Below are 26,910 nucleotides of genomic sequence, written 5' to 3' on the forward strand. Positions count from 1 at the left end.
GTGTGACGCGGCCCGCGGCGTCGTGCCCGCGTGCGCGGGGACGGTCAGGGGGTCAGCGGCGGACGCGGGCCCTCGTCCTCGGGGTGCCGCGCGGGCGTACCGTCCTCCTTGATGACCTCACCCTGGACGACCTTGCCGTCGGGCTGACGCATCCGGGCCTGCTGGAAGGCGTCGCCGAGGGTACCCGGACCCGCCGCGCGCATACGGCGCTCCAGCGACCGTTCCGTGTACCGGCCGAGCGCCGTCCGTACGGGCCCCACGAGCAGCAGCAGGCCCAGTACGTCGGTGATCAGCCCGGGGAGCATGATCAGCAGGCCGCCGAGCATGAGGAAGCCGTTGCCGGTGGAACCGGTGGCACCCTCGGGCGGGGCCGTGCCGGGGCTCTGCTGCCGCTGGAGGGTCTCGGTCAGATTCTGGAACGCGCGGCGCCCGGCGCTCTTCATCACCACCGCGCCGAGCACGACCGCGCCCACGAGCAGCAGCAGGACGGTGAAGCCTCCGGCGGCCTCGGCCACCACGGTCAGCAGCCAGATCTCCAGCACCAGCCAGACGGCTACGGCGAGGGGGACGAGGGTGCGGGCGCGTGAGCGCTTGGGAACGGGCCGAGGCGATTGCGCGGTCGTCATGGTTCCAGTGTGCCTGGGCGCGGACCGTTACGGCGTACGGGGCAGGCCGTAACGATCATGGCGGCCCGGCCGGCGGAAGCGTCAGGCCGCTGGACCGGACGGCCTGGACGGTTTGCGCCCCAGCAGCCGGTTCGCCCGGGACTCGACACCCCAGGCGGTGACCCTCCAGAGCGCTTCCACGAGGATGTCCTTGCTCATCTTGGAGTCGCCCAGTTCCCGCTCGACGAAGGTGATGGGCACCTCGACCACATGGCAGCCCGCCTCGGCCGCGCGGCGGGCCAGGTCCACCTGGAAGCAGTAGCCCTGGGAGGAGACGTCGTCGAGGCCGATCCCTTCCAGGGTCTCCCTGCGGAAGGCCCGGTAGCCGCCGGTGACGTCGCGGAACGGGACGCCGAGCAGGACCCGTGAGTAGGTGCTGCCGCCCCGGGAGATCATCTGCCGGGTCCTGGGCCAGTTCACGACGCGCCCGCCCGGCACCCAGCGCGAGCCGAGCACGAGATCGGCGCCCTTGAGCGCGGTGAGCAGGCGGGGCAGTTCCTCGGGCTGGTGGGAGCCGTCGGCGTCCATCTCGACGAGGACCCCGTAGCCGTGCTCCATGCCCCAGCGGAACCCTGCCAGATAGGCGGCGCCGAGCCCTTCCTTGCCCTTGCGGTGCAACACCTTGACCTGGCTGTCGGCGGCGGCCAGCTCGTCGGCGATCTTCCCGGTGCCGTCGGGGCTGTTGTCGTCGGCGATGAGGATGTCGGCCGCCGGTACCGCGGCGCGCACGCGGGAGACGATCGGCGTGATGTTCTCGGCCTCGTTGAAGGTCGGGATGATCACCAAGGCTGTACCGAGCGGGCCGTACCGCCTCTGGCCACCGTCGTTCACTGCTGCCCCTTCATCGCCGTACGCAGACGCCACAGCTTAGCGAGCGGACGGGGGCTCCCGAGCACGATGGTGGTCCGGTGTCGGACGACTTGGCCGGTGATGTCCGGAGATGACGGAAGGAACCGCCGGCCCGAGGTCCTGTACGGGGCACGCGCTGCGGACCGGGACCCGGCGTCCTTCGGGCCGACCTGGGGCCCGCTGGCTGCGGGTCGACCGAAAGCCGTTGTCTACTGAACGCCGGAGCCCCGTCCGGGTCGCACCTGCCGGCCGGCGGAAACCTTCCCTCGCCCCCGAGACGCGGGCGCTGGACCTGGCTCCCAGTGGCGGTGCGCCGGTGCGGCACACCGCCCCATGGCCCAGCGGCGTTCGACGACGTGCGTGGAGATTGCCGGACGGACGTCCTGTGGTGGACCCGGCCGAACCTACCCGCCGGTGGCGGCTCACTGTCAATACCCGCTTGACCAGCACCGTTGACCGGAAACACCAGGTCAGCGCGGAAGACCCGCAGGTCGCGGCAGAGGCCGGAAAGCATCGGTCGGCGGTACGAAATGTCCGTACGTCACTCGTTCGGGCTCACGAACACGGTGTGCCCGGCGACAACGGTCCGCAGACATACCGGCAACGGGCGCCCCGGCGTGAGATCCGGCAGTCCGGGCGTCCCGGAGCGCGGGTCCGTGGACCAGCGCGCCACCCGGTCGTCGGGCGCCTGGACCACCAGTTCCTCGGTACGCCAGAGCGCGTAGTCGGCGGGGGCGCCCGGCACCAGCGTCCCCGCGTCGTCACGGCCGACGGCACGCCAGCCGCCCCGGGTGTGGGCGGTGAACGCCGCCCGGACGGAGATCCGGTGCCCGGGGGTGCGGTGGAAGGCGGCGGCCCGGACGGTCCCCCACGGGTCGAACGGGGTGACCGGGCTGTCCGAGCCCAGCGCCAGCGGCACCCCGGCGCGCAGCAGCGCCGCGTACGGGTTGAGGGTACGGGCCCGCTCGACGCCGAGCCGGCGCGCGTACATGCCCTCGTCGCCGCCCCAGACCGCGTCGAAGGCGGGCTGCACGGAGGCGGTGAGCCCGAGTTCGGCGAAGGCGGTGACGGTCTCCGGGGTGAGCATCTCCGCGTGTTCGACGCGGTGCCTGGCAGCCCGGATCCGTGCCGGCCCGAGACGCTCGGCGGCGGCCCGCACCCCGGCCACCACCGCGCTGATCGCGGCATCGCCGATCGCGTGGAAACCGGCCTGGAGCCCGGCCTCGGTGCAGGCCGTGACGTGGGCCGCGACCGCGACGGCGTCGAGATGCGCGGTGCCGGAGTGGGCGGCGTCGGCGTACGGCTCGTGCAGCGCGGCGGTGTGCGAGCCGAGCGACCCGTCCACGAAGAGATCACCCGCGGCGCCCGCCGCACCCAGCTCCCGGACCCGCCGGGCGCCCTTCTCGTCCTCGACCAGCTCCGCCCAGTAGCCGTGGACGCGCGGCCCCGCCTCCTCCCGGGCGAGCGCCAGCAGCGCGATGAAGTCCTCCTCGTCGGAGATCTCCGGCCCCGCGCACTCGTGGAGCGTGCCGATCCCGAGGGAAGCGGCCCGGGACCGGGCGGCGCGCTGCGCCTCGGTGCGCTGACGGGCACTGACGGCCCCATGAGCGGCCTCGCGCACAGCGTGGTGCGCCGGGCCGGTCACGGGCCCCTCGGGGCGGTAGCCGGCCAGGGAGGCGACGCCGGGGACCAGGTCGAGCAGGGCCGTCGTCACGACGGCCGAATGCACGTCCACCCGCGGCAGATAGAGGGGCCGACCACCAGCCGCCTCGTCCAACTCGGCCCGCGTCGGAGCCCGCCGCTCCGGCCAGCGCTCCGCGTCCCACCCGTGCCCGAGCAGAATCCGCTCGTCCGGACGCGCCGCACCGTGGGCCCGCACGAGCGCCAGCGCCTCCACGAGGCTGCCGGCGCCCGACAGATCGAGCCCGGTGAGAGCGAGCCCCGTCGCCGTGGTGTGCACATGGGCATCGGTGAAGGCGGGCGTGACGAGCGCACCGTCCAGATCGACCACCTCATCGGCCCCGGCGACGAACGAGTCGGCGGCCCCCTCGGAGCCGACCCAGGAGACGTGCCCTCGCTCGACGAGCATCGCGGTGGCGAAGGGGTCGGCGGGGCTGTGGACTTCTCCACGACGCAGGAGCACGGTGCGGTGGTCGGCCTGGGAGCCGATACGGTCACTCATGGCCCCAGTCTGCCCCTTTTCCGGGAGGGCTCGGTTCGCCTCCGGGGCGCTTGCCGTACTCATCAGCACCTCCGGCCGCGGTCGGGCCGGGCGACACGGTGCCGAGTCTTCGGCCCGAGTGCGCGGCCGGCCGGCGAGTGAGCCGAAGGGACGCGTCGGCGCCGCAGGAGAGAGAGCGCAGGTTCGTGAGGAACGGGCGAACCGGGCACGGTCGACCGTCGGCGCCGGCTTGCGGCGCCCCGGAGGCGAACCGGGCCACACCATCAAAAAGAAGGCGCCCGGGATTCGTAGGGGGTGGAGAGGACCACCGTGGTGCGGGTGGAGACTCCCGCCAGGGAGCGGATGCGGGTCAGGAGGTGTTCGAGTTCCAGCGGGGTGGAGACCCGGACCTTGAGGATGTAGTTCTCGTCGCCCGCCACGCTGTGGCACGCCTCGATCTCGGCGATCCCGGAGAGCCGTTCCGCGATGTCGTCGGGGGCGCTGGGGTCGAAGGGTTTGACCGAGATGAACGCGGTGAGGGGCAGGCCGACCGCTTCCGGGTCGACCACGGCCGCGTAGCCGCGGATCACTCCGCGCTGTTCCAGGCGGCGTACGCGCTGATGTACCGCCGAGGTGGACAGGCCAGTGGCCTTGCCCAGGTCGGTGTAGCTCATCCGGCCGTCCTTGACGAGCAATTCCACGATCTGACGATCCAGCTCCTCCATGCGGATCAACCTATTGCCCCGGGGGCGTTCCGGCACAGCCGGAGCGGTGTCGCGCCCGGCCGGATGGGCCGCTTCCGCACGCATCTGCGGCTGGCATGTGACGAAGACCACACACCTGCGGCCGGGTCCGCCGAGACCTTACGGTTACCTGGCACGCGCGACGGGAAGTGCTTGCTGTGGTCGAGACCACAGCAGCCTGGTCGGCCCACCCGAGGGGGAATGTCTCCATGCAGAGCCTGAAGCGCGCCGGACGTATCGAGCCGGTTTCCGTCGATCTCGACGAGAGTGACGAGATCGACTCCTACGACACCTTCGAGATGTACCGGGTGGTCTGCCCGGACTGCGTGCAGCCGATCGCGCTGCTCGCCGACGAGGACACCTTGCCGGAGCACGCGCTGTGCCCCACTCCGTGGAACCCGTTCGTACTGTCGGTGTGCGCCGGTACGGGCCGCGCCGCTTCCGAGGCGCGGCCCGCGGACTCGTCGTACGAGGCCCAGGAGCAGGAGACCGGGCTGCTGCTGACGCTCCCCCAGGGACTCGACTGGCGTACACAGCCCTTCTCGCACGTCGGCGGCGCGGGCTCGCGCCCGTTCAAGGTGCCGACGGTGCGGCAGCACGCCGCCTGAGCTTCCGTCAGCGGGTCTCCGGGCCCGCGAGATGGCGTGCGATCACCATCCGCTGGATCTGGTTGGTGCCTTCGACGATCTGCAGCACCTTCGCCTCGCGCAGATAGCGCTCCGCCGGGAAGTCGGCCGTGTAGCCGTAGCCGCCGAGCACCTGTACGGCGTCGATGGTGACCTGCATGGCCATGTCGGTGCAGAACAGCTTGGCCATGGCGGCCTGCGAGGAGAAGGGCCGGCCCGCGTCGCGCAGCCGCGCCGCGGCGAGGTAGAGCGCGCGTCCGGCCTCGATCCGGGTGGCCATGTCGGCGAGCAGGAAGCGCAGCCCCTGGAAGTCCGCGACGGGCCTGCCGAATTGCCGCCGTCCGGTGGCGTAGGCGACGGCCTCGTCCAGGGCGGCCTGGGCGACGCCGACGGCGCAGGCGGCGATGCCGAGCCGCCCCGAGTCGAGCGCGGAGAGCGCGATCGCGAAACCTTGCCCTTCCTCGCCGATCCGGCGGTCGTCGGCCACGCGCACGCCGTCGAAGTGGAGTTGGGCGGTGGGCGAGCCCTTCATGCCCATCTTCTTCTCCGGCGGGGCCGCGTTCAGTCCGGGTGCGTCACCCGGTACGAGGAACGCGGTGATGCCGCGCGCGCCGTCCGCACCGGTGCGGGCGAGCACCGTGTAGAAGTCCGCGACTCCGCCGTGGGTGATCCATGCCTTGGTGCCGGTGAGGACCCAGTGGTCGCCGTCGCGTACGGCCCTGGTCCGGAGCGAGGCGGCGTCGGAGCCCGAGGCGGGTTCGGAGAGGCAGTACGCGCCGAGCAGGCCGCCACCCAGCATCGCCGGAAGGAGTTCGGTCTGCTGGTCCTTGCCGCCGTAGCCGGCGAGGGCGTGGCAGGCGAGGGTGTGGACGCTGGCGCCGAGGCCCACGGTGAGCCGGGTGGCGGCGAGTTCTTCGAGTACCTGGAGGTAGACCTCGTACGGCTGGCCCCCGCCGCCGAGGGCGGTGTCGTAGGGGAGGCCGAGCAGGCCGGAGGTGGAGAGCAGACGGAAGAGTTCGCGCGGGAAGCGTCCGGCGTCCTCCTCCTCGGCGGCCTTCGGGGCGATCTCCCGCCGGCTGATGTCGCGTACGAGGGCGACGAGGTCCTGGGCCTCCTCGGTGGGCAACAGACGGTCCACCGGTCGCGGGGCGCGGTCGGACATGGCGGCGCTCTCCTCCCTGTCGGGCGCTGCGGCGGTCGCGCGCGGGTGTGGGCGGGCGCCGCCGGCGTGGGGTCCGGGGTGGTCCCCGGACGGGTCGTACCTGCCTTCACCGATGCTGCCCTCCCGGATCGCGGCAGGGGCTGATCGGTAGCTGTGGCGCGTTGAGTATGCCCGATCGGAGGGCGTGCGTCACGGGTCGGCGATCACGTACCAGGGGCGGCCACGGGCGGTACGGAACCGGAGGTGAACCGGCGTCGGGGCGGCAGCGAATTGGTCCGAACCATTGACCCCAGTGGTCTAGTCCTTCTAACGTCCCCTTCTGAAACCGCTTCACCAGTCCCTTCCAACGCGCCTGACATCTCCGCCGGTCGGCGACATGGCAGGCCCTTCCCCCCACCCGTGCTTCCCGCTTCTTCTCCCCCACGAGGAGACTTCATGTTCAGGCTCCACCGTTCCCGCACCCGTTTCCGGGCGCTCACCGCCGCCGCGTGCACCGCAGTTCTCGGCGTGACGCTGCTCTCCGGGGCCGGCACCGCCACGGCCGGCGAGACCTCCCCGGCACCGGCCGCGCCCGCGTCCGCCGCCGCGCCTGCCGCCGCGGCCGGGGACAAGGTCATCGGATACTTCACCAACTGGGGTGTCTACGACCGCAATTACCACGTCAAGAACATCGAGACGTCCGGCTCGGCCGACAAGCTCACGCACATCAACTACGCCTTCGGCAACGTCACCGGCGGCAAGTGCGCCATCGGCGACTCGTACGCGGACTACGAGAAGGCGTACACCGCCGACCAGAGCGTGGACGGCGCCGCCGACACCTGGGACCAGCCGCTGCGCGGCAACTTCAACCAACTGCGCAAGCTCAAGGCGATGCACCCCGGCCTCAAGGTGATCTGGTCCTTCGGCGGCTGGTCCTGGTCCGGCGGCTTCGCCGAGGCGGCGAAGAACCCGGCGGCGTTCGCGCAGTCCTGCCGCGATCTGGTGGAGGACCCGCGCTGGGCCGATGTGTTCGACGGGATCGACATCGACTGGGAGTACCCCAACGCCTGCGGGCTGACCTGCGACACCAGTGGCCGGGACGCCTTCAAGGACGTCGCGGCGGCGCTGCGCGGCACGTTCGGCTCCGACCTGGTGACGGCGGCGATCACCGCCGACGGCACGGACGGCGGGAAGATCGACGCCGCGGACTACGCGGGCGCCGCGCAGTACCTCGACTGGTACAACCCGATGACGTACGACTTCTTCGGCGCCTTCGCCGCGCAGGGCCCCACCGCCCCGCACTCGCCGCTGACCTCGTACGCGGGCATCCCGACGCAGGGCTTCGACTCGGACACCGCGATCACGAAGCTCAAGAGCCTCGGTATCCCGTCCGAGAAGCTGCTGCTGGGCATCGGCTTCTACGGGCGCGGCTGGTCCGGCGTCACCCAGGCGGATCCTGGCGGGACCGCGACGGGCGCGGCGCCGGGGAAGTACGAGGCGGGCATCGAGGACTACAAGCTCCTCAAGGACCGCTGCCCGGCCAACGGCACGGTCGGCGGCACCGCGTACGCCTTCTGCGGCGACCAGTGGTGGAGCTACGACACCCCGGCCACCATCGCGGGGAAGATGGCGTACAAGGACCAGCAGGGCCTCGGCGGCACCTTCTTCTGGGAGCTGAGCGGGGACACCTCGAACGGTGAGCTGATCAAGGCCATCGACTAGGACTCCGTGTGACGGAGCCCCGGGAACGCGCCGGGGGCGGGGCGCCCGATCGGCCCCCGCCCCCGGCGTTCCCGTTCCCCGCGTCGTTTCCGTTCCCGGCGTCCCCGTCCCCTGCGGCGTCCCCATTCCCGGCCGCAGGGACGCGCCCGCTACGGCAGGTCCCGCCCCGGGCCGTGGCCCGTGACCGGGATCCAGTCGAGGTCCTGGGGCGGCGCCGGGCACTCCGGCGCGAACTCCTCGATCGTGTTGAGCGTGTGGCGCAACATCCTGACCAGCAGATCGCGCGGGATCTCCCGCCGCAGCTCGTCCCGGTGCTCCAGCCATTCGAGCGTCAGCCACTCGACGCTGCTGAGCCAGCCGAGCAGGGCGAGCCGCGCGATCGGCGGGATGTCCTGATGTCCGTACGCGCCTTGGGCGACGGTGGCGACCAGGCCGGTCCTGACCGCGTCGCGGATCGCCTGGACCTGGGTGTCGAAGCCGACGCCGCCGGTGATGATGGTGCGGTACGCCGATTCGTTGTACTGGGCGAAGCGCAGATAGGCCTCGACGGTGCGCTGCACCCGCTGGGTGCGCGGCAGTTCGGCGCCGCCCGCGGCGAGTGAGACGAGTTCGGCGACCGAGTCCTCGACAATGGCGAGATAGTAGCCGCGCTTGTTCTTGAAGTAGTAGTAGATCAGCCCTTTGGCGACCCCCGCGTGCTGCGCGATGTCGTCCATCGACAGCGCGTCGTAAGAGGTGTCGGCGAACAACTTCCGGCCGGTTGCGATGAGTTCGGAGCGCCGCACCTGTGATCGCAGGGACGGTCCGCGCTGTTGACTACGATTCAAATCCGTGTCCTGGTCTCCGGCTGCCACGGTGTTCCCGCAGGAATTCCCGCAGTATCGCAGAGATGGCGCGAGGCTCCGCGATGTGGCCGGAGAAGACCCGTGGGAGGACGGGGACGGCGAGCAGGCCGGCCAGAGGCCCGTGCCCCACATCACACGGCCCTTTTGCCGGAACCGCAAAAGTGTTGCGAGTGGTGTGAGCGCACCCGAATGCTCGTGGCAGAAGCGCACCACGATCGAGGAGCAGCGATGTCAGCGATGCCGACGGCATACCCGGATGTGCAGCACCGGCTGGTGGACGTCCCCGGCGGCCGGATCCATGTGGCGGAACAGGGCACCGGGCCGCTGGTCCTCCTCGTCCACGGTTTCCCCGAGTCCTGGTACTCCTGGCGCCACCAGCTTCCGGCGCTCGCCGCCGCCGGGTACCGCGCGGTCGCGCTCGACGTGCGCGGCTACGGGCGCTCGTCGAAGCCGGCGGACGTGGCGGCGTACCGGATGCTCGCCCATGTATCCGACAACGTCGGTGTGGTGCGCGCCCTCGGCGCGGAGAGCGCGGTGGTCGTCGGCCATGACTGGGGCTCCCCCATCGCCGCCAACTCCGCGCTGCTCAGGCCGGACGTCTTCACGGCCGTGGGGCTGATGAGCGTCCCGTACTCGCCCAGGAGCGGGTTCCGGCCGAGCGACGCCTTCGGCATGATCGGCGGGGAGGAGGAGTTCTACGTCAGCTACTTCCAGCGGCCGGGCCGCGCGGAGGCGGAGATCGAGCCGGACGTACGGGGATGGCTGGCCGGATTCTACGCCGGGCTGTCGGCCGACACGATGGACCCGGAAAGCAAGGACGGCCTCTTCTTCGTGCCCCGGGGCGCGAAGCTCTCCGACCGCTTCCCGGGCGGGCGGCTGCCCTCCTGGCTGACGGAGGCCGATCTCGACCTCTACGCGGGCGAGTTCGAGCGGACCGGGCTGACCGGGCCGCTGAACCGCTACCGCAACGTCGACCAGGACTGGGACGACCTCGCCGCGTGGGACGGCGCCCCGGTCCGTCAGCCGTCGCTCTTCATCGGCGGAACGCTCGACGCCTCCACCACCTGGATGGCGGACGCCATCGCGAACCACCCCGCCACCCTGCCGGGCCTGGTCTCCTCGCACCTCCTCGAAGGCTGCGGCCACTGGGTGCAGCAGGAGCGGGCCGACGAGGTCAACGGGCTCCTCGTGGAGTGGCTGCGCTCGCTGCCCGCGCCCCGTCCGTAGAACGCCGTCAGAGCAGGCCGACCGCCCGCAGCGCCCGGCACTGCGCGGCGGACGGCTGCGCGGGCCAGTAGACGTAGCAGACCCCGCCCGTGCCGGAGGCGACCTTGCCGGACGCGTTGTACCGCTTGGTACGGAGCCAGATGGTCTCCCACTCGGAGCGGCGGTAGACCCGGCGTACGGCCGTATTGCTGGGCGAGGCGGGGTCGTTGGCGATCACGTCACCCTCGGGGGTGAAGCCGATGACCGTCATGAGATGGCCGGAGGTGCCGTAACCCGCCCCCGTCAGCTCCTCCTTGAGGAAGGACTGCGAGGTGATGACCGGGATGCCCGCCCCCACCAGCCTCTCCGCATCGGCGAGCGAGCCGAGCCGGGTGACGGCGGAGCTCAGGTCCCGGTAGGTGGCGGCGTACGCGGCGTTGAACGGCCAGTTGCCGCAGCCCTCGTACTGGTGGTCGTAGGTGTACCGGGCCGCGTGACAGACCTGCGGATCGGCGAAGGCCGGGTCCACCCAGGCCAGTTCCGCGGCGGTGGGGACGCGCCCCCAGTACTCGATGATCATCTGCGAGGAGGTGGGGCTGCACCACGCCTCGCCCCCGTTGTCGTACTCGGGGTACTGCCCGATGTGGGTGTTCTGCGAGTAGCGCGGCACGGTCAGCTCGCGCGCGAGCCCCGGCACGGAGGCCGGGACGGTGAACCGGTCCGGGATGCCGGAGGCCATCGCGCCGATCCGGTGGACCACCGGGGTGAGACCGCTGCCGGGGGCGCGGTGGAGGGTGAGGCGCAGCCGGTACGAGACGAGGCGCGTCCCGGTCGAGGCGTCGTCCACCGCGAAGGTGTCCGTCCAGACGGTGCTGCGGCCGTCGCTCTGGCCGTCCAGCGAGGTGCGCCGGATGTCGCCGTCCCCGTCGCCCGAGGTCCAGCGGCCCATCACGTACCACGGGGTGTCGGTGCCGTCGGCGTACTGTCCGCGCAGCTCGATCTGGAGCCAGGTGCCGGCCGGGGTCCGCGCGTTCCAGGAGGCGATCACCTCGGTGGCGGGGACCTTCGAGCGGTGCGCGGGTGAGGTCCAGGTGGCGTACTCCCACGTGGTGCTCTTCCCGGTGTGCGGGTCGGCGTAGGTGGTGGTGCCCGCCGGGGCGTCGATGACCAGCGCGGGCCGGTCGCCGGAGAGGGCGCGGACGCCGTGGGCGGTACCGGCCCGCCAGTCGGCGTACGAGGTCCAGAACGCGTTGTCCACGAGCGGCTGCGCCGGGGCGCCGGGGGCGGCTGCCGCCGCGCCGGCCGGGAGGGCGGCGCCCGCCCCGGTGGCCGCGGTGACCGCGAGCGCGGCGGTGAGAACGGTTCTGCGCGAGGGGGGACGGGCCATGGGAACCTCCGGTCGACGAGCGAAGAAAGGGTCGAGAACGGGCGAAGGGGCGGGTGACGGCGGGAGGATGACGGGTCGACAGTGGTCCACTATCCCGGCTTCCGGCGGGCTTCTGCCAGCGATTCGCACCGCGTCGGCCGAGCAATATTGGTCTCCACCGGTGGCATGACCTGCGGCGGCCGGACATGCCCCGGGAGCTTCCCGCCTCGTAGGCTGGGCCGTATGGACGACCTCACCGCCGTGGCCGCGCGGCTGCGCGCCCTGCCGCCCTCGTGCGGTCCGGTGCGGCTGATCGCGGTGGACGGCCACGCCGGCTCAGGCAAGACCACCTTCGCGGCGCGGCTCGCGGCGGCGCTCGGCGGCGCACCCGTGCTGCGGCTGGACGACGTGGCGAGCCACGAAGAGCTGTTCGGGTGGGTGCCCCGGCTGACGGCCCAGGTCATCGCGCCGTTCTCGCGCGGTACGACCGCGTACTACACGCCGTACGACTGGACGCTGCGCCGCTTCACCGCGCCGCGCGCGCTGCCCGCCGCCCCCGTGGTCCTCCTGGAGGGGGTCGGGGCCGGCCGGCGGGCGCTGCGGCCGCATCTCGCCGGACTGTTCTGGATGGAGCGGGGCGCCGAGGAGTCCTGGGAGCGGGGTCGCCGCCGGGACGGACCGGCCCAGTCCGCCTTCTGGGACGGGTGGACAGGGGCGGAGACACGCCATTTCGCGACGGACCCGTCTCGTCCCTTTTCCGATGCTCTGGTACGAGAGGGGCGGGAGGGGTACACGATGAGCCCGATGCCGCACGCGACCGCGAGGCAGGACCAAGCCATTACCCACCGTGACCGGCTGGGGCCACCGTACTGAGCAGTCGGAAATCGACGCGCGCAGAGTGCCCAACTCGGCTTGACCAGCGGGCAGGGCAGGTCTTACGTTCTTAATGTGCGGCTTTTCGGAGCCGCCGCAGACGCGAAGCCCCCGGTTGTTCCCCCGTGATCGGGGGCTTCGTTCTGCCCTCTCCGCCGCTCCGCCGGTCCCGTTACGGCCTCGCCCGCTCACCCTGGGTCACCGGGTGACGCGGTACGCGGCGCCCTTAGTCGCACACACTCTGCGCAGGTACGATGCCTCTGAGTGCGGTCAATTCCCGTCCGCGTCATGGTGGTTCAGTACGCTGCCGACGGGCGCCCGCCCGGCGGGACATCACGGGGGCACGGTTTGTGGGGGACCTGATGGATATCGGCACGCAGGGCACGGGAGCCCCGGCCGACCTCGCCTGGGTGCGCGGGGTGGACGCCTACACCATGGGGGCGTACCCCCAGGCGGAGGAGGAGTTCAGGACTGCCGTCCGGCTCGATCCCGGGATGGCCGACGGCTGGCTCGGGCTGCACGCGCTGCGCGTCGAGACCACCACCGCCCTGATCCACATGTACCGCCATCGCGAGCGCTTCGGCGAACAGCGCACCCGCCACCGCCGCACCCTGAACTCCTGGTACTGGCTGGGCTGGTGGGTCCAGCCCGTACTGGAGAGCGGTCGCGACCTGCGGCTGGCGCACGCCTCGCACTGGCTGGACGGCCGCCATGTGCCCGAGCTGGACCGGGCGTTGGCCGAGCTGCCGCCCGTGGACACCGATCCGCAGGTGCGTTTCCTGCACGCCTGCCGCGCCTATCTGGTCAAGGACTGGGACCAGTTGTGCCGCCACACCGAGCAGCTCGTCCACGATCCGCTGCTCGGTATCGAGGCGGGTCTCTTCGGCGGGATGGCCCGGGTCAGGCTGGAGATGTTCGGCCAGGCCGAGCCGCTGCTCTCCACCGCCCTGATGCGCTGCCGCAGCGAGCAGCCCCAGCGCAAGGAGCTGCGGTACTGGCTGGCCCGCGCCCACGAGGGCACCGGGCGCAGCGCCGCCGCCCTGCCGCTCTACCGGGCCGTGCACCGGCTCGACCCGGCGTTCATGGACACCGCGGCGCGGCTCGCCGCGATCGCGGACTCCGACGGGTACGACAGCTACGAGTCGCCCGACGACCCGGTGGGGCTGGCGTCCGTGGCGCTGGCCGGTCTCGGTCAGGACGCGGCGGACCTGACGGAGGCCCAGCCCCAGGCACAGGCGCAGAGCGATCCGGAGGGGCCGCTCGGCTCCGACATCCTGGTCGGCAGGGAGCCACAGCCGCCGCTCGGCGGCAGCGGTCCGCCCACCGTGCCCGAACCCCTGAGGGAGAAGCTGCCGCCCCCGCCCGTACAGCCGCCGGCGGCGCGCTTCCCGGAGGGGCCGACGGATCCGGCGCTGCTCGCCGAGGCGCTGGCCGAGCTGGAGCGGATGGTCGGGCTCGAACCGGTGAAGCGGCAGGTCAAGGCGGTCTCCGCGCAGCTCCGCATGGCGCGGCTGCGGGCCGGCCAGGGGCTTCCCGTACAGCCGCCGAAACGTCACTTTGTCTTCTCCGGCCCCTCGGGCACCGGCAAGACCACCGTGGCGCGCATCCTGGGCCGGATCTTCTACGCGCTCGGGCTGCTCGGCGGGGACCATCTCGTCGAAGCGCAACGGGCCGATCTGGTCGGCGAGTTCCTGGGCCAGACCGCAGTCAAGGCGAACGAGCTGATCGACTCGGCGATCGGCGGGGTGCTCTTCGTCGACGAGGCGTACAGCCTCTCCAACTCCGGCTACAGCAAGGGCGACGCCTACGGCGACGAGGCGCTTCAGGTCCTGCTGAAGCGCGCCGAGGACAACCGGGACCATCTCGTGGTGATCCTGGCGGGCTATCCGGAAGGCATGGACAGGCTGCTCGCCACCAACCCCGGGCTCTCCTCGCGGTTCACCAGCCGGGTCGACTTCCCGAGCTACCGGCCGCTCGAACTGACCGCGATCGGCGGGGTGCTGGCCGCCGAGAACGGCGACGTGTGGGACGAGGAGTCCGTCGACGAGCTGCGCTCGATCAGCGGGCACGTGGTCGACCAGGGGTGGATCGACGAACTGGGCAACGGCCGGTTCGTCCGGACGCTGTACGAGAAGAGCTGCGCCTACCGCGATCTGCGGCTCTCCGGCTACAGCGGCACTCCTACGCGCGATGACCTGGCCACGCTGCGGCTGCCCGATCTGATGCAGGCGTACGGCGAGGTGCTCTCGGGGCGCGGCCCGGCCGACCGGGGCCCCCAGGACCCGGCGGGGACATGACCCCACCGGGCCCGGGGCGACCGGCCCGGCTCCGGAGACGGCTCCGTACGGCGGGCCGGCCGGTCCGGCACAGCGGACCGGCCGGCCCCGGAGCCGGTGGTTCAGCGGGCCAGGGCTTGGGCGGCCTGGTCCGTGCGCTGTTCGCCGACGAGGGTCGCCCTGGTGGTGGACACCTCCCGGTGGGAGGGGTCCCGCACCTCCCCGACCAGCATTTCGAGGACGTCCTCCATGGCCACCAGGCCGAGCACCCGCCCGGACGCGTCCGCGACCTGGGCGAGATGGGTGGCCGCGCGGCGCATCACGGTGAGGGCGTCGTCCAGCGGGAGTTCCGCGCGGAGCGTCGCCATCGGCCGCCAGACGTGCTGGGGCACCGCCCGGTCCGCCGTCTCCAGATCGAGGACGTCCTTGACGTGCAGATACCCCATGAAGGCGCCACCGCCCTCCGCGCACACCGGGAAGCGGGAGTAGCCGGTGCGTACCGTCAGCTCCTCGATCTCCCGTGGGGTGACGGCCGGGTTCACCGTGACCAGTGAGGCGCGGGTGAGGAGTACGTCGGTGACCGGGCGGCTGCCCAGCTCCAGCGCGTCCTCCAGACGCTCCTGCGCCTCGGGTTCCAGCAGCCCCGCCTGTCCCGAGTCCTCGACGAGCCGGTTGAGCTGCTCGCTGGTGAAGACGGCCTCCACCTCGTCCTTGGGCTCGACGCGGAAGGCCCGCAGGACGAGCCGGGCGCAGGCGCCGAGAGCGGCGGTGACCGGCCGGCAGAGCCGGGCGAAGCCGACCAGGCCGGGGCTGAGCCAGAGCGCGGTCTTCTCCGGGGCCGCCATGGCGAGGTTCTTGGGGACCATCTCGCCGATGACGAGGTGCAGGAAGACGACCAGCGCCAGGGCGATGACGTACCCCAGCGGATGGACCAGGCCCTCCGGCACCCGGACCGCGTGGAAGACGGGCTCCAGGAGGTGCGCCACCGTCGGCTCGGCCACCGCGCCGAGCGTCAGGGAGCAGATGGTGATCCCGAACTGCGCGGCGGCCATCATCTGCGGCAGGTTCTCCAGCCCGTACAGCGCCTGTCTGGCGCGGGCCGAGCCGCGTGCGGCGTGCGGTTCGATCTGGCTGCGGCGTACGGAGACGAGGGCGAACTCGGCCCCGACGAAGTAGCCGTTGGCGAGGACCAGGAGAAGGGCGAAGGCGAGTTGCAGCACGCTCATCGGACGCCCTCCGCCATCGCGGGAGCAGGCGCGGAAGCGGCTGCGGGCTCAGGCGCGCAGGCGTCCCCGGGAACGGGGACGAGGGCGCCGGGCGGCGCCCCGGTCCGTACCGGCTGCGCGGCCCGCGCGGCCCGTGTGGCCCGTGTGGCCCGTGTGGCCGGTACGGGATCGGCCGGGCCGTCGTCCGTCAGCCGTATCAGCCGGACCCGCTCCGCCCGGTAGCGGTCCACCTGGCGTACGGAGAGCCGCCAGCCGGGCAGCTCCGCGCGGTCGCCGGGGGCCGGGATCCGGCCGAGCAGATCGGCGACGAGACCGGCCAGGGTCTCGTAGGGCCCCTCGGGGGCGTCGAGTCCGATGCGCCGCAGGGCGAGGATCCGGGCGCTGCCGTCGGCCTCCCAGGCGGGCCGGCCGTCCACCGGGTCGACGGGGGCCAGTTCCGGCCGCCCGTCCCCCTCGGCGTCGTGTTCGTCGCGCACCTCGCCGACCAGCTCCTCGACGATGTCCTCCAGGGTGACGACCCCGGCCGTACCGCCGTACTCGTCGACCACGGCGGCTATCGGCTGCTCGTTGCGCAGCCGCTCCAGGAGCTGCTGCACGGGCAGGGTCTCCGGGACGAGCAGCGCGGGGAGGGCGATCTCGCCGACGGGGGTACGCAGCCGCTCGGCGACGGGGACGGCGAGCGCGTCCTTGAGGTGCACCATGCCGATGATCTCGTCGATGCGTTCCCGGTAGACGGGGAAGCGGGAGAGCCCGGTGGCCCGCGTGAGGTTGACGACGTCCGCGGCCGTCGCGTCCGCCTGGAGGGCGCTGACCTTCACCCGGGGGGTCATCACGTGCTGTGCGGTGAGCCGGCCGAGTGAGAGGGTCCGTACGAACAGGTCGGCCGTGTCCTGTTCGAGGGTGCCGGCCCGGGCGGAGTGGCGGGCCAGCGAGACGAGTTCGCCGGGGGTACGGGCCGAGGCCAGCTCGTCGGTCGGCTCGACGCCGAGTATCCGTACGAGCCGGTTGGCGACCGTGTTGAGCAGGGAGATCACCGGCCGGAACACGGTGGAGAAGAGGTGTTGCGGACCCGCCACGAAGCCCGCGACCTGGAGCGGCCGGGAGACCGCCCAGTTCTTGGGGACGAGTTCACCGATCACCATCTGGACGGCGGAGGCCAGCAGCATGCCGATCACCACGGCGATACCGGAGACGGCCCCGGCGGGCAGTCCGGTCGCGGCGAGCGGCCCACCGAGCAGTTCGGCGAGGGCCGGCTCGGCGAGCATGCCGACGACCAGCGAGGTGATGGTGATGCCGAGCTGGGTGCCGGAGAGCTGGAAGGAGAGTTCTCGCAGGGCTCTGACGACGGTACGGGCGCGGCGGTCGCCCGCGGCGGCGGCACGCTCGGCATCGGGGCGGTCCACCGTGATGAGGCCGAACTCGGCCGCCACGAAGAAGCCGTTGGCGAGGATGAGAAGGAATGCTGCGGCGAGCAGCAGAAGGGGGATGGTCATGCCGCCGCCTCGTCGAAGGGGGCGGCGCAGGTACTACCGGACGATCCGTCCATTGCTGGAGGGAGTCACTCCTCGGGTCGCAGGATGCCCCGCGGGCCGTCTCGGCCGTCTGATGCGGGGCGGGGCGCACTCGGCGCCTCCGCCACCAGAGTAATCAAGACAGGGGCGGAGCGGACAGGACCTGGTGGCCCGTCGCCGTACCGGAGCCCCGTGCGAGGCGGCTCCGGCACCCCGCGCACAGGGGTGTCAGCGCGCGTCGTCGTCCCGTGCGGAGCGGGATTCGGTGAGGTCGCGCAGCGCGCGGGCGTCGCGGATCGCGCGCTCCTTGGCCACGCCGGGCTGGATACCGAGGACGGGCAGGCTGCTGCCGTCGCTGAGGTCGAGGAAGACCCACGGGTCCCCGGGCCGCAGGTTGACCCGCAGGATCTCGGCCCACTCCAGCCGGCGGGTGCGGGTGAGATTGACGACCGTCACCCCGGTGTCGTCGGCGACGACCTTGGGGCGGCTGAGCAGCGCCAGCACGCCGGAGAACAGCAGCGCGGTGAGGATGAAGCTCAGCCGCTCCCCCGTGCTGAGCTGCTCCAGCATGAGGCCGATGGCCGAGATGACGACGAACATGACCGTGCCGACGGAGAGCAGCACCGTACGGGTGACGGTCGGCCGGAACGTGACCGGCAGGGCGGGTACGGGGGCGGGCGCGGACATGGGTTCTGGGTCTTCCCGGGGTGGCGGTCGAGGAGGCTCGGAGAGAGGAGGAACGGGGCGGCCGGAGCCGGATCAGAGGCGGCAGGCGTGGATGGCCGTGGTGAGGATGGCGCGGGCGCCCAGCGCGTACAGGTCGTCCATGATCCGCTGCGCCTCCCTCGACGGGACCATCGCGCGGACGGCGACCCATCCCTCGTTGTGCAGCGGGGAGATGGTCGGGGATTCGAGGCCCGGGGTGAGGGCGACGGCGCGCTCCAGGTGCTCGGCGCGGCAGTCGTAGTCCATCATCACGTACGTACGGGCGACCAGGACGCCCTGGAGGCGGCGCAGGAACTGCTGCACCTTGGGCTCCTCGGCGCCCGCGCCGGTGCGGCGGATGACGACCGCCTCCGAGGTCATGATCGGCTCGCCGATCACTTCGAGGCCGGCGTTCCGCAGCGAGGTGCCGGTCTCCACCACGTCCGCGATGATCTGGGCGACGCCCAGCTCGATGGCGGTCTCGACCGCGCCGTCCAGGTGGACGACGGAGGCGTCGACGCCGTGGTCGGCGAGGTGCCGGGCCACGATGCCCTCGTACGAGGTGGCGACGGTCATGCCGCCGAACTCGGTGACCCCGGTGGCGGTGCCCGGCTTGGTGGCGTACCGGAAGGTGGAGCGCGCGAAGCCGAGCGGCAGGATCTCCTCGGCGTCGGCCTCCGAGTCCAGCAGCAGATCGCGGCCGGTGATGCCGATGTCGAGGCGGCCGGAGCTCACGTAGATCGCGATGTCGCGGGGGCGCAGGTAGAAGAACTCGACCTCGTTGTCCGGGTCGACCAGGACGAGTTCCTTGGACTCCTTGCGCTGCTGGTATCCGGCCTCATGGAGCATCGCCGACGCAGGCCCGGAGAGAGAACCCTTGTTGGGAACGGCGATGCGCAGCATGAGGTCGTCTTCCTTCGTGCGGTGGGTGAGCGGGGAGGAAAGGGGTGGAACGGTACGGAACGGGCTTGAGCTGATGCTCAGAGATGGGCGTACACGTCGTCAAGGGAGATTCCGCGCGCGACCATCATCACCTGGACGTGGTAGAGGAGCTGGGAGATCTCCTCGGCGGCGGCTTCCTTGCCCTCGTACTCGGCGGCCATCCACACTTCGGCCGCCTCTTCGACGACCTTCTTGCCGATGGCGTGTACGCCCTTTTCCACCAGTTCGGCGGTGCGGGAGGTGGCGGGGTCGCCCTGGGCGGCCTTCTGCTGGAGCTCGCTGAACAGCTCCTCGAACGTCTTCTTGGACATGGTGGCGCTCACTTTACGCGGCTGCTCGCGGGCTCCTGGCGCCAGGGTTCTGCGATGGTACGGAGGGTGGTGGCGGTGGCGACGGCGGCGGTGACCGCCTCGTGTCCCTTGTCCTCGTGGGAGCCTTCGAGACCGGCCCGGTCGAGGGCCTGCTCCTCGGTGTCGCAGGTCAGTACGCCGAAGCCGATGGGGACTCCGGTGTCCACGGAGACCTGGGTGAGGCCCTGGGTGACGCCCTGGCACACATACTCGAAGTGCGGGGTGCCGCCCCGGATGACGACACCGAGCGCGACGACCGCGTCGTAACCGCGGCCCGCCAGCACCTTGGCGACGACGGGCAGCTCGAAGCTGCCGGGCACGCGCAGCAGCGTCGGCTCGTCGATGCCGAGGTCGCTCAGGGCCCGCAGGGCGCCGTCGACGAGACCGTCCATGATCTTCTCGTGCCACTGCGCCGCGATCACGGCGACGCGGAGGTCTCCGCAGTTCTTGACACTCAGTTCGGGTGCGCCCTTGCCGCTCACGTCTCTCCTCGCATGCTGTGCTTCTCGCCGGTGGTCGGTTCGCCGGTCGGTCGGGTTGGCCGGGGTGGCCGGTCGGGTCGTACGGTCCTACTGGTTGCCGCAGGTGGGCACGGCGGCGGCGTCGAGCCACGGCAGGTCGTGGCCCATCCGGTCGCGCTTGGTGCGCAGATAGCGGAGGTTGTGCTCGCCGGCCTGGACGGGCATCGGCTCGCGCCCGGTGACCCGCAGGCCGTGCCGGACGAGCGCCGTGGTCTTGTCGGGGTTGTTGGTCATCAGCCGCAGGCTGCGCACCCCGAGGTCGTCGAGGATCCGCGCGCCCGCCGCGTAGTCGCGGGCGTCGGCGGGCAGCCCCAGTTCCAGGTTGGCGTCCAGGGTGTCGCGGCCCCGCTCCTGGAGTTCGTACGCACGGAGCTTGGAGAGCAGGCCGATGCCACGGCCCTCGTGGCCGCGCAGGTAGACGACGACGCCGCGGCCCTCCGCGGTGACGCGCTCCATGGACGCCTGGAGCTGGGGTCCGCAGTCGCACCGCTGGGAGCTGAAGATGTCGCCGGTCAGGCACTCGGAGTGGACGCGTACGAGCACGTCCTCGCCGTCGCCCAGCTCCCCGTGGACCAGGGCGACGTGCTCGACGCCGTCGACGGTGGAGCGGTAGCCGTACGCGGTGAAGTCGCCGTAGGCGGTGGGCAGGCTGACCTCGGCCTCGCGGCGGACCGTGGGCTCCGCGGTGCCGCGGTACGCGATCAGGTCCTCGATGGAGATGATCGTCAGACCGTGCTTGCGCGCGAACGGGATCAGCTCGGGCAGCCGCAGCATCACCCCGTCCTCGCCCGCGATCTCCACGATCGCGCCCGCGGGGCGCAGCCCGGCGAGCCGGGCCAGGTCGACGGCGGCCTCGGTGTGGCCGTTGCGTACGAGCACCCCGCCGGCCCTGGCCCGCAGCGGGAAGACATGACCGGGCCTGACGAAGTCGCCGGGCGCCGCCTCGCCCGAGGCGAGGAGCCGGAGCGTGGTGGCGCGGTCGGCGGCGGAGATGCCCGTGGTGACGCCGTGGGCGCTCGCGGCGTCGACGGTGACGGTGAAGGCGGTCCGCATCGACTCGGTGTTGTCGCCGACCATCTGCGGGAGTTCGAGCCGGTCCAGCTCCGCGCCCTCCATGGGGGCGCAGATCATGCCGCGGCACTCGCTCATCATGAAGGCGATGATCTCGGGGGTGGCCTTCTCCGCGGCGACGACGAGATCGCCCTCGTTCTCGCGGTCCTCGTCGTCCACGACCACGACGGGGCGGCCGGCCGCGATGTCACGTATGGCCTGGGCCACGGGGTCCAGGGAGAGGTCCTCGGCATTGTCGCGGGAGTACCAGGTGGGGCGCGGGGAGTCGGTGCGCACCTCGTCGTCCGGGGTGGCGGCGGGGGACGGGCTGGCTGTCATGCTGCTGCTCCTTCCAGGGTCATGGCGCCGGCGCGGGAGCGCAGCCACCAGTCGCGCATGCCCCACAGGACGAGGGCGAGGTAGATGACGTAGACGAAGCCGGAGAAGGCGAGTCCGCTGCCGAACGCGAGGGGGACGCCGACGAGGTCGACGAGCAGCCAGGCGAACCAGAACTCGACGAGGCCGCGCGCCTGGGCGACCATCGCGGCGAGGGTGCCGGTGAAGATGTACGCGTCGGGCCAGGGGTTCCAGGACAGTTCGGGTACGGCGGCGAAGAGCCCCCCGACGGCGAGGGTGCCCAGGGCCGTACCGCCGAGGAGCAGCCCGCGCTCGCGCCAGGTGGCGAACCGTACGGCGATCGAGCCGTCCTGCGCCTGCCCTCTGCCGCGCTGCCACTGGCGCCAGCCCCACACCGCGACGCCGATGACCAGGAGCTGCTTGCCGACGCCGCCGCTGAGGTGGGCGGAGGCGTACGCGCCGACCAGGATGACGCCGGAGAGGAGCTGGGCGGGCCAGCTCCAGATGGAGCGCCGCCAGCCGAGGGCGAGCGCGGCCAGACCGATGGTGTTGCCGATCATGTCGGACCACAGGATGTGCTGACCGAAGGCCGTGAACGCCTCACCGTTCAGCCAGGACAGGGTGTTCACCGCGCGGACTCCTCTGCCTGTGCGCGCTGAGCGGGGCTCAGCAGGCGCTCGACGTACTTCGCGATGACGTCGACCTCCAGGTTGACCGGGTCGCCCGGTCCCTTGAGGCCGAGGGTGGTCAGCGCGAGGGTGGTGGGGATGAGGCTGATGGTGAAGTGGTCGGTCCCGGCGTCGACGACCGTGAGGCTGACGCCGTCCACGGTGATGGAGCCCTTCTCCACGACGTAGCGGGTCAGGGCGGCGGGGAGCGAGATCTTGACGATCTCCCAGTGCTCGGAGGGCGTGCGCTCGACGATGGTGCCGGTGCCGTCGACATGGCCCTGGACGATGTGCCCGCCGAGCCTCCCGCCGAGGGCCATGGGCCGCTCCAGGTTGACGCGGGAGCCGGCCCCGAGGGCGCCGAGGCTGGACCGGTCGAGCGTCTCGGCCATCACATCGGCGGTGAACTCGCCGTCCCCGGACTCCACGACCGTCAGACAGACGCCGTTGACGGCGATGGAGTCGCCGTGCCGGGCGTTCTCGGTGACGACGGGGCCGCGCAGGCGGAAGCGGGAGGAGTCACCGAGGTTCTCCACGGCGGTGACCTCACCCAGTTCTTCGACGATTCCGGTGAACACTCAACGCTCCTTCGTGGCGGTCGCGGCGGGCTCGGCGGCCCGGGCGACGGAGGTTTCGGGGGGCTCTGTGGTCTCGATGACCCCGGAGGCTGTCTCGGGGATCGCGGCCGTTTCGGGGATCGCGGTGATCCGCAGGTCGGGGCCGATCCGTACGGTCTCCGTCATCCGCAGGCGCAACGCCCCGGCGATCGTGGTGATTCCGGCGTCGCCGAGCGCGGCGGGACCGGCGCCGAGGAGGACCGGGGCGAGATAGCCGACGACCTGGTCGACCGCTCCGGCGGCGACGAAGGAGCCGGCCAGGGCCGGGCCGCCTTCGAGGAGTACGGAGCGGACGCCGCGCTCGTGCAGGACTGCCAGCAGGGCGGGGACGGACAGCCCCCGGCCCCCGGCGGCGCGGGGCAGCCGTACGGCGTCGGGGAGATGGCGCGCGTCGGCGTCCTCGGCGACGGCGATCAGGGTGGGCGCGCCGCCGTCCAGGACCCGGGCGCCGGGCCGCACGGCGGTGGCCTCGGTGTCCATGACGACCCGCAGCGGCTGGACGGCGCCCTCGATGCCGCGGACCGCGAGGTGCGGGTCGTCGGCGCGGGCGGTGCCGGAGCCGACCACGACCGCGTCGGCCTGGGCGCGCAGCCGGTGGACGTCGGCACGGGCCTCTGCGGAGGTGATCCAGCGGCTGGTGGCGTCGGCGGCGGCGATCCGGCCGTCGAGGGTGGCGGCGTACTTCCACAGGACGTACGGGCGGCCCCGGCGTACGGAGGTGAGCCAGGCGGTGTTGCCCGCCTCGGCCTCGTCGCCGAGCAGCCCGGCCTCGGCGGGGATCCCGGCGGCGCGGAGGGCGGCGGCGCCCCCGGCGGCCTGCGGGTTCGGGTCGGGGACCGCGTAGTGGACGCGGGCGATCCCGGCGTCGATCAGCGCCTGGGCACAGGGGCCGGTGCGGCCGGTGTGGGAGCAGGGTTCGAGGGTGACGTACGCGGTGCCGCCCCGGGCCCGGGGGCCCGCCGCGCGCAGGGCGTGGACCTCGGCGTGCGGTCCACCGGCGCGCTGGTGGTGGCCCGCGCCGACGAGGTGTCCCGAGGCGTCCAGGATCACGCATCCGACGACCGGATTGGGGCTGGTGGAGCCGAGTCCGCGGGCGGCGAGCGTGACGGCCCGTCGCATGGCGTCCGCGTCGGTGACGCGTTCGGCTTGGGTGGCCACCCGGGTCCTCCTGCCTCTGGGGCACGGACTCCGGGGCCTGTCGATGACGACAGAGAAACGGGACCACACAGGGGAACGCCGAGGCCGGGGAACGGTCTCGTCCAAGGACGAAACGCCCGAAACGGCGTACCTGCAAGGGCCCGCCGCGCACTGCCTCCCATCCGGACTTTAACCGTCGGTCCAGGAATCTCACCTGGTCAACCGGCCACTGGATGCGGCCGGGTCGCGGACTGTAACCGCCGGTTCGGAATTGCACCGACCCCGGAGTGCGCTGCTGCTGGTACGCGACCAGTGTGCCACGGCTGATCGTCGGCGATCCGGGCGAGCACTGTGGGCTGACTCACAAAGCGGGCGGGAATGCGGTCAAGGGCTTGCGCTCCACCCCTCTCACCTGCACCTCCGTCGGGGAGCGGACCGACCGGGTACGGGGTGACGGCGGCGGCCGGCGCCGATCCGCGGTCAGGTGTCTCATATGCCGGGCGGAAAACGGGTGTCCGCGCTCAGCTCCCAGACGGAAAACGGGTGTCCGTGGTCAGCTCCCAGGGGAAAACGGGGGCTCGCGCCCAGATCCGGGCCATACCGCGTGCCCGCTCAACTCCCTGGCGCGAACAGCGCGTTCTGTGCCGCGTCGCGCGCCGTGAGCAGCGCGCCCCGGAGCACCGCCGCGCCGCCGAGCATCCCGGGTCTGACCTCCGTACGGAGCGGGGACATCGCGGCGAGCCGGTCCTCGACCCGGGCGGCCAGCGCCTCGCCGCCCGCGTGGCCGACCTCCCCGGCCAGCACGATCCGGCCGGGATCGAGGACCGCGCCGACCGCCGCGGCACCGATGGCGACCCGGCCGGCGAGGGCGTCGAGGAACCGCGCGGCGGCGGGCCGCCCGTCCCCGGTGGCGGCACGCACCAGCGCGGCGGACGGCGGCTCCTGGAGCGCTCCCGGGGCGGGTACGAGCCCGTACCCCTCGGCGAGTGCGCAGACGGCGGCCGACCCGGCCAGGCTGTGGAAGCCGCCGTCGCAGGTCGTCGCCGAGGGCAGCCCCGCGGTGCCCGGCACGGGCAGGAAGCCGATCTCGCCCGCGCCCCCGGAGGCACCCCTGCGCAGCCGTCCGTCGAGCACGACGGCCGCGCCGATGCCGTGGCCGATCCAGAGCAGTACGAAGGTGTCCTGGCCGCGGGCGGCGCCGAGGCGCTGCTCGGCGAGGGCGGCGAGGTTGGTCTCGTTCTCGACGAGGACGGTGGCGGGCAGCCGCTCCTGGAGTACGGACACGAGCCGCCGGTGCCACTCCGGCAGCCCGGTGCTGTCGCGGAGTTCGCCGGTGACGTCGACCAGCCCGGGGGCGCCGATGCCGACGCTGTGCAGGGGGACGGCGCCGGCCTGCCGGGCGGTGCGTTCCAGCAGCGCCGCGGCCTGTTCGACGGCGGGTTCCGTGGCGGTGTCGCTGCCGATGGGCAGGACGGCCTCGGCGAGGGTGACGCCGAGCAGATCGGCGACGACGACGGCGACGCTGTCGGTCCTCACGTCCAGGGCGGCGAGATGCGCGCGGTCCGCGACGATCCCGTACAGCCGGGCGTTGGGGCCGCGGCGGCGGTCGCCGGCCTCCCCGACGACCGTGACCAGACCTGATTCCTGGAGCCGGTCCACGAGGTCGGCCACGGTGGGGCGGGAGAGCCCGGTCATGGTCTTGAGCTGTCCGGCCGTCAACGGGCCTTCCTGCTGGAGCAGGCGCAGGGCCAGCCGGTCGTTGATGGCGCGGGCGGTGCTCGGGGATGCGGCCATGGCGGGATCCTTCCAGATCGCTGCCGGAACACGGATGTCCCTGGGTGTCCTCACCTGTCTCCCGCCTGTCTCTATTTATCAGGCAGGGTTCCTGATAATTTACTCCCGCACCGGAGGAGGTGTGTCAGCGGGTGGGCCCGGAGAACGGGCCGCCCTCGAAGGGGGACCCCCTCGGAGGAGGCCGGAACGGCATGCGGGCAGAAGCGGTCCATGACAAACAGGGGTTGCGGCGGGCGCGGATCGCCATCGCCGTCGTCTTCTGCGTGCACGGCGCGGTCACCGGCAGCTTCGCCACCCGGGTCCCCTGGATCCAGGAGCACGCCGGCCTCAGCGCGGGGCAGCTCGGTCTCGCGCTCGCCTTTCCCGCGATCGGCTCCGTGACCGCGATGCCGGTCGCGGGCGCGATCAGCCACCGCTTCGGCGCGCGCACCGCGCTGCGCGGACTGCTCGCCCTGTGGACGCTCGCGCTGATCCTGCCGTCCCTCGCGCCGAACCTCGTCACCCTGTGCGCGGCCCTGTTCGTCTACGGCGCCGCGTCCGGCATGTCGGACGTGGTGATGAACGCCGTCGGCCTGGAGACCGAGGCCAGGCTCGACCGGTCGATCATCTCCAGCCTGCACGGCATGTGGAGCGCGGGCGCCCTGATCGGATCCGCCGCCGGCGCCCTCGCGGCCCATCTCGGCGCGGACGCGCGGCTGCACCATCTCCTCGCGGCCCTCGTGCTCACGACGCTGGGCCTGATCGCCTGCCGGAGCGTGCTGGACGTGCGCAGCGCGCCCGAGGCCGAGGCCCCGCCGAGGTTCGCGCTGCCGCCGCGGTCCGCGCTGCTCATCGGGGTCGTCGGGTTCTGCGCGGTCTTCGCGGAGGGAGCGAGCCTGGACTGGTCGGCGGTCTACCTGCGGGACGTCCTGGACACCTCGCCCGGGGTGGCGGCCGCGTCGACGACCGCCTTCGCGCTCACCATGGCGCTCACCCGGCTCGGCGGGGACCGGCTGGTCGACCGGTTCGGCGCGGTACGGACCGTGCGCACCGGCGGGGTGCTGGCCGCGCTGGGCGGTCTGCTGGTGGTGGTCGCACCGGACCCGCTGGTCGCCATGGCCGGTTTCGGGCTGCTGGGGCTCGGGGTCGCGGTCGTCGTGCCGCTGGCCTTCGCGGCGGCCGGGCGTTCGGGGCCGAATCCGAGCCAGGCCATCGCGGGGGTGGCCACGATCACGTACACCTCGGGGCTGATCGCGCCCTCGGCGATCGGCGCGGTCGCCGACGCGACCTCGCTGGTGGCGTCGTTCGGGCTGGTCACCGCGCTCGCCTGCGGGCTGATCGTCGGCGCGGGGATGCTGCGTACGGGTGACCGGCGCACCGCCGCGGGCGGGGACGGCGGCGGGGAGCGCGCCGCCGGCCGGACCGGCGAGCAGGCGGCGCCCGACCCCCTGGCCTGAGCGCGGTCCGTCGGCCGCGCGGGGCCGACGGGCGGGACGCCCACGGCGGGGGCGGCGCGGTCGCGGCACTACGATGGGCGCTGATCTTTTTCGGCCACGCGGCCGGCCGGTCGAAGCGGCCCG

Annotated in this window: 24 protein-coding genes and 1 riboswitch; of the genes, 6 read left to right on the plus strand and 18 right to left on the minus strand. The window is 72.5% G+C overall.

The genetic code is table 11. The features are described 5' to 3' along the window. Positions 1-44 precede the first annotated feature (44 nt). From fxsA to ACFXPL_RS21220, 4 genes are all read right to left on the minus strand, one after another. A complete protein-coding gene (gene fxsA / locus ACFXPL_RS21205; RefSeq protein ID WP_384921578.1) occupies positions 45-626 on the minus strand; it encodes an FxsA family membrane protein in 582 nt (193 codons plus the stop codon). Positions 627-707: 81 nt separating this feature from the next. Further along, the gene (locus ACFXPL_RS21210) at positions 708-1,496 is read right to left on the minus strand and encodes a polyprenol monophosphomannose synthase (protein WP_384921581.1); all 789 of its coding nucleotides are present in this window, start codon (positions 1,494-1,496) and stop codon (positions 708-710) included. 559 nt (positions 1,497-2,055) lie between these two features. Beyond that, positions 2,056-3,696, minus strand: coding sequence for an amidohydrolase (locus ACFXPL_RS21215; RefSeq protein ID WP_384921584.1), 1,641 nt, complete (start codon positions 3,694-3,696; stop codon positions 2,056-2,058). Between the two features lie 263 nt (positions 3,697-3,959). Next, positions 3,960-4,400, minus strand: a complete 441-nt coding sequence (locus ACFXPL_RS21220) for an Lrp/AsnC family transcriptional regulator (protein WP_384921587.1) — start codon at positions 4,398-4,400, stop codon at positions 3,960-3,962. Between the two features lie 227 nt (positions 4,401-4,627). On the opposite strand from ACFXPL_RS21220, the gene ACFXPL_RS21225 reads away from it, so the two are divergent. Further along, a complete protein-coding gene (locus ACFXPL_RS21225) occupies positions 4,628-5,026 on the plus strand; it encodes a hypothetical protein (RefSeq protein ID WP_384921590.1) in 399 nt (132 codons plus the stop codon). Between the two features lie 7 nt (positions 5,027-5,033). Here ACFXPL_RS21225 and ACFXPL_RS21230 read toward each other — a convergent pair whose 3' ends face one another. Beyond that, positions 5,034-6,206 (minus strand): acyl-CoA dehydrogenase family protein, encoded by a 1,173-nt coding sequence (locus ACFXPL_RS21230; protein WP_384921593.1) that lies wholly within the window; start codon positions 6,204-6,206, stop codon positions 5,034-5,036. A 435-nt stretch (positions 6,207-6,641) separates the two neighbouring features. Here ACFXPL_RS21230 and ACFXPL_RS21235 point away from each other — a divergent pair, with 435 nt between their 5' ends. Then, positions 6,642-7,907: a glycoside hydrolase family 18 protein gene (locus ACFXPL_RS21235; RefSeq protein WP_384921596.1), complete on the plus strand. Its 1,266-nt coding sequence runs from the start codon at positions 6,642-6,644 to the stop codon at positions 7,905-7,907. 149 nt (positions 7,908-8,056) lie between these two features. Here the strand turns inward: ACFXPL_RS21235 and ACFXPL_RS21240 are convergent, their stop codons facing one another. After that, positions 8,057-8,734 (minus strand): TetR/AcrR family transcriptional regulator, encoded by a 678-nt coding sequence (locus tag ACFXPL_RS21240; protein ID WP_384921599.1) that lies wholly within the window; start codon positions 8,732-8,734, stop codon positions 8,057-8,059. 246 nt (positions 8,735-8,980) lie between these two features. On the opposite strand from ACFXPL_RS21240, the gene ACFXPL_RS21245 reads away from it, so the two are divergent. Continuing rightward, positions 8,981-9,979 carry an alpha/beta fold hydrolase gene (locus ACFXPL_RS21245; protein ID WP_384921602.1) on the plus strand — a complete coding sequence of 333 codons (999 nt, stop codon included), beginning with the start codon at positions 8,981-8,983 and terminating at the stop codon, positions 9,977-9,979. A gap of 7 nt (positions 9,980-9,986) precedes the next feature. Here the strand turns inward: ACFXPL_RS21245 and ACFXPL_RS21250 are convergent, their stop codons facing one another. Further along, entirely contained in the window at positions 9,987-11,345 is a 1,359-nt protein-coding gene (locus ACFXPL_RS21250) for a peptidase C39 family protein (RefSeq protein ID WP_384921605.1), read from the minus strand. 222 nt (positions 11,346-11,567) lie between these two features. On the opposite strand from ACFXPL_RS21250, the gene ACFXPL_RS21255 reads away from it, so the two are divergent. Next, the gene (locus ACFXPL_RS21255; protein WP_384921608.1) at positions 11,568-12,197 is read left to right on the plus strand and encodes a hypothetical protein; all 630 of its coding nucleotides are present in this window, start codon (positions 11,568-11,570) and stop codon (positions 12,195-12,197) included. A 362-nt stretch (positions 12,198-12,559) separates the two neighbouring features. After that, positions 12,560-14,494 (plus strand): AAA family ATPase, encoded by a 1,935-nt coding sequence (locus tag ACFXPL_RS21260; protein WP_384921612.1) that lies wholly within the window; start codon positions 12,560-12,562, stop codon positions 14,492-14,494. Between the two features lie 101 nt (positions 14,495-14,595). Here ACFXPL_RS21260 and ACFXPL_RS21265 read toward each other — a convergent pair whose 3' ends face one another. The 11 genes from ACFXPL_RS21265 to ACFXPL_RS21315 form a co-directional block, all read right to left on the minus strand. Further along, positions 14,596-15,699 (minus strand): hemolysin family protein, encoded by a 1,104-nt coding sequence (locus tag ACFXPL_RS21265; protein WP_384921615.1) that lies wholly within the window; start codon positions 15,697-15,699, stop codon positions 14,596-14,598. Next, positions 15,696-17,192 (minus strand): hemolysin family protein, encoded by a 1,497-nt coding sequence (locus ACFXPL_RS21270; protein ID WP_384921618.1) that lies wholly within the window; start codon positions 17,190-17,192, stop codon positions 15,696-15,698. The genes ACFXPL_RS21265 and ACFXPL_RS21270 overlap by 4 nt, the downstream gene beginning before the upstream one ends. A gap of 246 nt (positions 17,193-17,438) precedes the next feature. Further along, the gene (locus ACFXPL_RS21275) at positions 17,439-17,897 is read right to left on the minus strand and encodes a PH domain-containing protein (RefSeq protein WP_384921621.1); all 459 of its coding nucleotides are present in this window, start codon (positions 17,895-17,897) and stop codon (positions 17,439-17,441) included. 72 nt (positions 17,898-17,969) lie between these two features. Further along, on the minus strand, positions 17,970-18,818 hold the full coding sequence (gene hisG, locus ACFXPL_RS21280; RefSeq protein ID WP_384921624.1) for an ATP phosphoribosyltransferase: 849 nt from the start codon (positions 18,816-18,818) through the stop codon (positions 17,970-17,972). A 77-nt stretch (positions 18,819-18,895) separates the two neighbouring features. Further along, positions 18,896-19,168 carry a phosphoribosyl-ATP diphosphatase gene (locus ACFXPL_RS21285; RefSeq protein WP_384921627.1) on the minus strand — a complete coding sequence of 91 codons (273 nt, stop codon included), beginning with the start codon at positions 19,166-19,168 and terminating at the stop codon, positions 18,896-18,898. An 8-nt stretch (positions 19,169-19,176) separates the two neighbouring features. After that, entirely contained in the window at positions 19,177-19,689 is a 513-nt protein-coding gene (gene ribH, locus ACFXPL_RS21290) for a 6,7-dimethyl-8-ribityllumazine synthase (protein WP_384921630.1), read from the minus strand. 87 nt (positions 19,690-19,776) lie between these two features. Beyond that, positions 19,777-21,117 carry a bifunctional 3,4-dihydroxy-2-butanone-4-phosphate synthase/GTP cyclohydrolase II gene (locus ACFXPL_RS21295; protein ID WP_384921633.1) on the minus strand — a complete coding sequence of 447 codons (1,341 nt, stop codon included), beginning with the start codon at positions 21,115-21,117 and terminating at the stop codon, positions 19,777-19,779. Next, on the minus strand, positions 21,114-21,695 hold the full coding sequence (locus ACFXPL_RS21300) for a nicotinamide riboside transporter PnuC (protein WP_384921771.1): 582 nt from the start codon (positions 21,693-21,695) through the stop codon (positions 21,114-21,116). The genes ACFXPL_RS21295 and ACFXPL_RS21300 overlap by 4 nt, the downstream gene beginning before the upstream one ends. A gap of 65 nt (positions 21,696-21,760) precedes the next feature. Continuing rightward, positions 21,761-22,381: a riboflavin synthase gene (locus ACFXPL_RS21305; protein WP_384921636.1), complete on the minus strand. Its 621-nt coding sequence runs from the start codon at positions 22,379-22,381 to the stop codon at positions 21,761-21,763. Next, positions 22,382-23,539, minus strand: a complete 1,158-nt coding sequence (gene ribD / locus ACFXPL_RS21310; RefSeq protein WP_384921778.1) for a bifunctional diaminohydroxyphosphoribosylaminopyrimidine deaminase/5-amino-6-(5-phosphoribosylamino)uracil reductase RibD — start codon at positions 23,537-23,539, stop codon at positions 22,382-22,384. Between the two features lie 182 nt (positions 23,540-23,721). Continuing rightward, positions 23,722-23,852: riboswitch (FMN riboswitch) on the minus strand. 317 nt (positions 23,853-24,169) lie between these two features. After that, positions 24,170-25,351, minus strand: coding sequence for an ROK family transcriptional regulator (locus ACFXPL_RS21315; RefSeq protein ID WP_384921639.1), 1,182 nt, complete (start codon positions 25,349-25,351; stop codon positions 24,170-24,172). A 191-nt stretch (positions 25,352-25,542) separates the two neighbouring features. Between ACFXPL_RS21315 and ACFXPL_RS21320 the strand changes: the two genes are divergently transcribed. Then, positions 25,543-26,787, plus strand: a complete 1,245-nt coding sequence (locus tag ACFXPL_RS21320; RefSeq protein ID WP_384921642.1) for an MFS transporter — start codon at positions 25,543-25,545, stop codon at positions 26,785-26,787. Positions 26,788-26,910: the final 123 nt, after the last annotated feature.

It is taken from the genome of Streptomyces sp. NPDC059092 (genome assembly GCF_042756365.1).
Lineage (GTDB): Bacteria > Actinomycetota > Actinomycetes > Streptomycetales > Streptomycetaceae > Streptomyces.

Bases quoted from the DNA above. Each gene is read 5' to 3' on its own strand.
- fxsA (WP_384921578.1), bottom strand. From the start codon at position 626: ATGACGACCGCGCAATCGCCTCGGCCCGTTCCCAAGCGCTCACGCGCC.
- ACFXPL_RS21215 (WP_384921584.1), bottom strand. From the start codon at position 3,696: ATGAGTGACCGTATCGGCTCCCAGGCCGACCACCGCACCGTGCTCCTG.
- ACFXPL_RS21220 (WP_384921587.1), bottom strand. From the start codon at position 4,400: ATGGAGGAGCTGGATCGTCAGATCGTGGAATTGCTCGTCAAGGACGGC.
- ACFXPL_RS21225 (WP_384921590.1), top strand. From the start codon at position 4,628: ATGCAGAGCCTGAAGCGCGCCGGACGTATCGAGCCGGTTTCCGTCGAT.
- ACFXPL_RS21230 (WP_384921593.1), bottom strand. From the start codon at position 6,206: ATGTCCGACCGCGCCCCGCGACCGGTGGACCGTCTGTTGCCCACCGAG.
- ACFXPL_RS21235 (WP_384921596.1), top strand. From the start codon at position 6,642: ATGTTCAGGCTCCACCGTTCCCGCACCCGTTTCCGGGCGCTCACCGCC.
- ACFXPL_RS21245 (WP_384921602.1), top strand. From the start codon at position 8,981: ATGTCAGCGATGCCGACGGCATACCCGGATGTGCAGCACCGGCTGGTG.
- ACFXPL_RS21250 (WP_384921605.1), bottom strand. From the start codon at position 11,345: ATGGCCCGTCCCCCCTCGCGCAGAACCGTTCTCACCGCCGCGCTCGCG.
- ACFXPL_RS21255 (WP_384921608.1), top strand. From the start codon at position 11,568: ATGGACGACCTCACCGCCGTGGCCGCGCGGCTGCGCGCCCTGCCGCCC.
- ACFXPL_RS21260 (WP_384921612.1), top strand. From the start codon at position 12,560: ATGGATATCGGCACGCAGGGCACGGGAGCCCCGGCCGACCTCGCCTGG.
- ACFXPL_RS21265 (WP_384921615.1), bottom strand. From the start codon at position 15,699: ATGAGCGTGCTGCAACTCGCCTTCGCCCTTCTCCTGGTCCTCGCCAAC.
- ACFXPL_RS21270 (WP_384921618.1), bottom strand. From the start codon at position 17,192: ATGACCATCCCCCTTCTGCTGCTCGCCGCAGCATTCCTTCTCATCCTC.
- ACFXPL_RS21275 (WP_384921621.1), bottom strand. From the start codon at position 17,897: ATGTCCGCGCCCGCCCCCGTACCCGCCCTGCCGGTCACGTTCCGGCCG.
- hisG (WP_384921624.1), bottom strand. From the start codon at position 18,818: ATGCTGCGCATCGCCGTTCCCAACAAGGGTTCTCTCTCCGGGCCTGCG.
- ACFXPL_RS21285 (WP_384921627.1), bottom strand. From the start codon at position 19,168: ATGTCCAAGAAGACGTTCGAGGAGCTGTTCAGCGAGCTCCAGCAGAAG.
- ACFXPL_RS21295 (WP_384921633.1), bottom strand. From the start codon at position 21,117: ATGACAGCCAGCCCGTCCCCCGCCGCCACCCCGGACGACGAGGTGCGC.
- ACFXPL_RS21300 (WP_384921771.1), bottom strand. From the start codon at position 21,695: ATGATCGGCAACACCATCGGTCTGGCCGCGCTCGCCCTCGGCTGGCGG.
- ribD (WP_384921778.1), bottom strand. From the start codon at position 23,539: ATGCGACGGGCCGTCACGCTCGCCGCCCGCGGACTCGGCTCCACCAGC.
- ACFXPL_RS21315 (WP_384921639.1), bottom strand. From the start codon at position 25,351: ATGGCCGCATCCCCGAGCACCGCCCGCGCCATCAACGACCGGCTGGCC.
- ACFXPL_RS21320 (WP_384921642.1), top strand. From the start codon at position 25,543: ATGCGGGCAGAAGCGGTCCATGACAAACAGGGGTTGCGGCGGGCGCGG.